Here is a 4414-nt window from a genome sequence, read left to right as displayed (position 1 = left end):
GTGGCCCGACCGTCCGGTCACGACCGCGAGGACAGCCGCGCCCGTCCGGCCCCGGATACCCGTTCGGCCCCAGACGACCGCGGGGGCTTGCGATCGCGCCGCCACGGAGCCCGTCCGCGCCGCCACGGAGCCCGTCGTCGAGGTGACGGCACTCGACGCCCGGGTCGGCACCGGCCGAAACCGCCACCAGGTCTTCGCCGGACTCGACCTCGCGCTGCGGCCCGGCACCCTGACCGGGATCACCGGCCCGTCCGGCTGCGGCAAGACCACGCTGCTGCGCACCCTGGCGGGCCTCCACCGCCCCGAAGGCGGAGACATCGCCCTCGGCGGCGAACCCCTGGCCGCCTCCTACCGGCGGCGCACCCGCGACCAGCGCCGCCGCATCCAGCTCGTCCCGCAGAACCCGCTCGGAGCCCTCAACCCCGCCCACACCGTCGGTGCCACCCTCGCCCGCCCGCTGAAGCTCCACTTCGCGCGGCCCACCGACCGGTGCGACGCCCGCGTCGCCGAACTGCTCACCGCCGTCGGCCTCACCCCCGGCCACGCCGACCGGCATCCCCACGAACTCTCCGGCGGGCAGCGCCAACGCGTCTCCATCGCCCGGGCCCTGGCCGCCGAACCCGACGTCCTGCTCTGCGACGAGGTCACCTCCGCCCTCGACGCCGACACCGCCGACGGCATCATGGAACTCCTGCGCGCCCTACGGACCGACCGGGGCCTCGCCGTCGTCCTCGTCAGCCACGACCTGCCCCTGCTCTCGGCTCACGCGGACATCCTCCTCACCCTCGACGGCGCGGCCGGGACGCCGCTCGCGAAGCGGCGGGAGGTCCCGAGCCCGGTTCCGGGCTGAGCGCCTCGCACGGCGGCGTCAGTGGGCCGTTCCGGCGTGCGGCTCGCCGGCCGGGCCGGCGCCCTCCCGAACCCTCGACCAGGTCCGCCGGGCTCCCCGGGTCAGGGTCCAGCCGCTCGGCTCGCGGAGCGGCGGTGCCTGTCCGGCTCCCCGGGCGGCGGCCGCGCACACGCGCCGCAGCAGGGAGTTGAGTTCGACGCGCTGCCCCTTCGTCAGGGACGCCAGCAGGTCGTCCTGCGCCGTCGACGCGTCGGCGTGGAGCACCTCCAGGGCGGACTCGCCCGAGGCCGTGACGGTCAGGACCTCCTGTCGGCCACCGACGTGGACGACCATCGCCTGGAGCAGACGCGCCGACAGGAGATCGTCGAGGGCCTGGCCCACCTCGGCCGCGGGTGCCTCGATCCGGGCGGTGAGATCGTCCCGACCGTGCGGCCCCAGCTGCGACAGCGCCGACAGCAGCGCGTGGTGGACCGGGGTCAGCCCCCGGTGTTCCAACCGCTGGGCCAGCAGACGGTCGACGGCCCGGCCGGCCTCCGACAGGAGGTAGACGGACTGCTCGAACGGACTCGACGAGCCCTGCCGTCCGTCGTACAAACCGTGTCCCCATCATCGGAAAAGCGCGACGCCCTCGGCGTCGGAGAAGCAAACCGAGGCTCACCATACCCACGCCCGCGACCATTGGTCTACATCAATGTCGTCAGACCGTCAGTGTCCGACGATCGTCCGGGCCGCGTGCTCCACGTACTCGTGCAGGCCGTAGGGGAGACCGAGCGTCAGCAGGGCCGGCACCACCACCGCGGCGAGGAGACCGGCCGCGGCCGCGCGCGGCCCGCGACCCCTGGGCCCGGCGGGTTCCGGCTCCAGCAGGGCCCGCACCCGCCGGGGGACCGGTCCCGTGCTCACGGACAGGAACCGGCTGCCGCGCGCACCCGCTCCGTGTGCGCCGGCCCCGTTCACATCGGCCCCGTTCACATCGGCCCCGGCCGAGCCGGCCAGCGCGGCGCGGGCGATGGCGGCCGCGGCGAGCCCCCGGTCTCCCACCGCCGCCGCGGCGGCCTCGTCCGCCCACCGCTCCAGGTGGAACTCCAGCGCGGGTTCCAGTCGCGCGAGCGCCGGGTGCACGGCGGCGGCCAGGTCGACGAGGGCCGACAGCACATGGTGGCGCCCGCGGAGGTGCGCCCGTTCATGGGCGAACAGCACCGCGCGCTCCGACGGCCCGAGAGCCTTCAGCATGCCCTCCGACACGACGACGCGGGCCCGCCGCCGGCGGTGACGGGGCAGGACGAAGGCCTCCGCCTCCTCGCCCGGGACGACGAGCACATCGCCCTCGGCCGTCCCCTCCCCGGTCAGCCTCCACGCCCGGGACAGCAGCGCACGCCGGCCGCGTGCGGCCAGCGCCAGCCGGAGGGCCTGCACGGCGAGCAGCGCCCCGGCGACGCCGGACACCGGCAGCACTGTCGGCCAGTGTGCCGTCACCCGGGCGAACGGCAGGTGCTCCAGCTCCGCCAGGAACGGCACGTGGACGAGGCCGACCAGCACCGCGACCGTGCCGCCCGCGAGCAGCGCGGCCGCCCCCGCGAGCGCCAACGAGGCCTCGCGCGGCGGGAGCAGCCCGGCCAGCCGGTGTGCCGCCGGCACCGCCGCCCAGGGGAGGGCGACGGCGAGGGCGACGGCCACCAGGAACGGCGTCACGCCCCGCCCTCCGGCACGGCCTCGCCCCCGGCCGCACCCGCCTGGGCCTCCGTCCCGGCCTCCGTCTCGATCAGCAGGCGCCGCAGGACGTCCCCGTCGTCCGTGGACAGCGAGGACACGAAGCGCTTCAGCACCAGGTCCCGCCGGGGCTCCTTCTCCAGTTCCCGGCGCATCCGCCCGGCCGCCAGCCCGGCGGCGTCCGAGACCGGCGCGTAGGCGAAGGACCGCCCCGGCCGGGTGCGCTCCACGGTCCCCTTCTCGTGCAGGCGGGCGAGGATCGTCGTCACGGTCGTCCGGGCGAGGTCCTGCCGCAGCACCCCCTTGACCTGCCGCGCCGTCATCGGCTCACCGGCCGCCCACAGCACCGCCAGCACGTCCGCGACCAGTTCCCCGTGCGGGCGTCTGGCCTCCTGGCCCTCCCTCGCCATCTCTCTCCCTGTCCCGATGTCTTCGTCCGGCACACCCCGACGCCGATGGCGGCCGTCGCCTCCCCCGATACGGCGAGAAGAGCCGAGGCCATTTTACTTAGGCGTGCCTAAGCTAAATTTACGGGGGTGTGCGGGTCGCCGTAAGGGGGGATCCGGCGGCGGTGGCGGGGGAGGCGGGGGAGTGCCGCGTGGCGCATCCGCCCGTCGGCCACGGGCCGCCTGACGCCTCGTGGGCCGTCAGGGCGCCGGCTCGGGCGCGCACCCGGGCAGCGTGATCGTTGACCTCGGGTTCGCCCGGATGTCGCGGGAACGAGGGCCGGCGTTGGCCGGGCGCTGCCACGCTCACGGGCCTGTCCGCCCTTGAAACGAGGAGTGCCATGCGTTCCATCCCCCCGTCCCGCCGTGCCGCGGCCCTCGGAGCGGCCGTCGTCGCGATGGTCGTGTCGGCGCCGGTCGCGTACGCCGCCCCCGGCGCGCCGGGCACCCGGCCCTCGCAGTGCGGGCACGACAACCGCTCCACGCCGTTCGCCCAGTACCTGTGCGCCCAGTCCGGCCAACTGCTCGACGTCCGGATCGGCGACGTGCACCCCACCCAGCCCGCGCTGGGCTATGACGAGGTGTACTACAAGCTCGGCCGCTACACCCTCGGCAAGGACGCGGTGAACAAGAAGTTCGCCGACTGGTGCGAGGCCGACGGCCGCGTCGACGCGGCGACGGTCCAGCCCGGCGCCCGCCTGGACGACCCGTCCTCCTTCACCTGCAAGCTCCCCGTCGGCGCCGAGACGGCAGACAGCGTCGCCGCCATGAAGACGGTCGTCATAGGCCCGCACGGCGAGCCGTTCCTCACCGACGGGCACCACACCCTCACCTCCTTCTACGAGACCCCGGACGGCGGCGCGAACCTGCACGTCCGGCTGCGGGTGCTGGCCAACTACAGCAACCTCACCCGCCAGGACTTCTGGGAGCGGATGCAGGCCAACAAGTGGGTCTACCTGCGCGGCCCGGAGGGTGACCAGGTCAAGGTGAACAAGCTGCCCACCGGCGTGGGCCTGGCCAACTTCCGCGACGACAAGTACCGCAGCCTGCTCTACTTCGGCCGGGACATCGGCTACACCCAGAACTCCCTGCCGTTCCAGGAGTTCTACTGGGGCAGCTGGGTCCGCGACGCGAAGCCGGTCGACCTCTCCGGCTGGGACCGCGACGACCTCGGCAGCTACCTGGCCACCGTCCAGGGCCTGACCCGTTCGATCGCCGCGCTGCCCAAGACCTCCGTCGTCGACAGCGGCTTCACCGCCGCGGACCTCGGCGCGCTCGACCAGTGGAACGCCGGCAAGCCCGCCACCAAGGGCGAGTTCGACAAGCTGAGCAAGCCGTACTCCGACGCCAAGCCCGGCAAGCTCGCCTACGCGCTGGAGTACAAGCGGATCAACGGCCTGGGCTGACC

General features: G+C 74.6%; 5 protein-coding genes. 2 read left to right on the top strand and 3 right to left on the bottom strand.

Annotation, left to right across the window (positions count from 1 at the left end; translation table 11 throughout):
- The first annotated feature begins 142 nt into the window (after positions 1 to 142).
- Entirely contained in the window at positions 143 to 850 is a 708-nt protein-coding gene (locus ACFRMQ_RS38690) for an ABC transporter ATP-binding protein (protein WP_380735580.1), read from the top strand.
- Positions 851 to 868: 18 nt separating this feature from the next.
- Here ACFRMQ_RS38690 and ACFRMQ_RS38685 read toward each other — a convergent pair whose 3' ends face one another.
- From ACFRMQ_RS38685 to ACFRMQ_RS38675, 3 genes are all read right to left on the bottom strand, one after another.
- Positions 869 to 1444 carry a hypothetical protein gene (locus tag ACFRMQ_RS38685; protein ID WP_380735579.1) on the bottom strand — a complete coding sequence of 192 codons (576 nt, stop codon included), beginning with the start codon at positions 1442 to 1444 and terminating at the stop codon, positions 869 to 871.
- Between the two features lie 111 nt (positions 1445 to 1555).
- Complete coding sequence (locus ACFRMQ_RS38680; protein ID WP_380735578.1) at positions 1556 to 2542, bottom strand: M48 family metalloprotease; 987 nt, start codon at positions 2540 to 2542, stop codon at positions 1556 to 1558.
- Entirely contained in the window at positions 2539 to 2970 is a 432-nt protein-coding gene (locus ACFRMQ_RS38675; RefSeq protein WP_380735576.1) for a BlaI/MecI/CopY family transcriptional regulator, read from the bottom strand. The genes ACFRMQ_RS38680 and ACFRMQ_RS38675 overlap by 4 nt, the downstream gene beginning before the upstream one ends.
- Before the next feature lie 377 nt (positions 2971 to 3347).
- Here ACFRMQ_RS38675 and ACFRMQ_RS38670 point away from each other — a divergent pair, with 377 nt between their 5' ends.
- Positions 3348 to 4412 carry a ParB-like protein gene (locus tag ACFRMQ_RS38670; protein ID WP_380735575.1) on the top strand — a complete coding sequence of 355 codons (1065 nt, stop codon included), beginning with the start codon at positions 3348 to 3350 and terminating at the stop codon, positions 4410 to 4412.
- Positions 4413 to 4414 lie beyond the last annotated feature (2 nt).

The organism is Kitasatospora sp. NPDC056783, assembly GCF_042789895.1.
Taxonomy (GTDB): domain Bacteria; phylum Actinomycetota; class Actinomycetes; order Streptomycetales; family Streptomycetaceae; genus Kitasatospora.
Note: the sequence above shows the minus strand (reverse complement) of the source record. Positions and strands in the feature narration are given on the sequence as shown.

Excerpts from the sequence above, each read along its gene's own strand:
- ACFRMQ_RS38670 (WP_380735575.1), top strand. The coding sequence starts at position 3,348 with ATGCGTTCCATCCCCCCGTCCCGCCGTGCCGCGGCCCTCGGAGCGGCC.
- ACFRMQ_RS38675 (WP_380735576.1), bottom strand. The coding sequence starts at position 2,970 with ATGGCGAGGGAGGGCCAGGAGGCCAGACGCCCGCACGGGGAACTGGTC.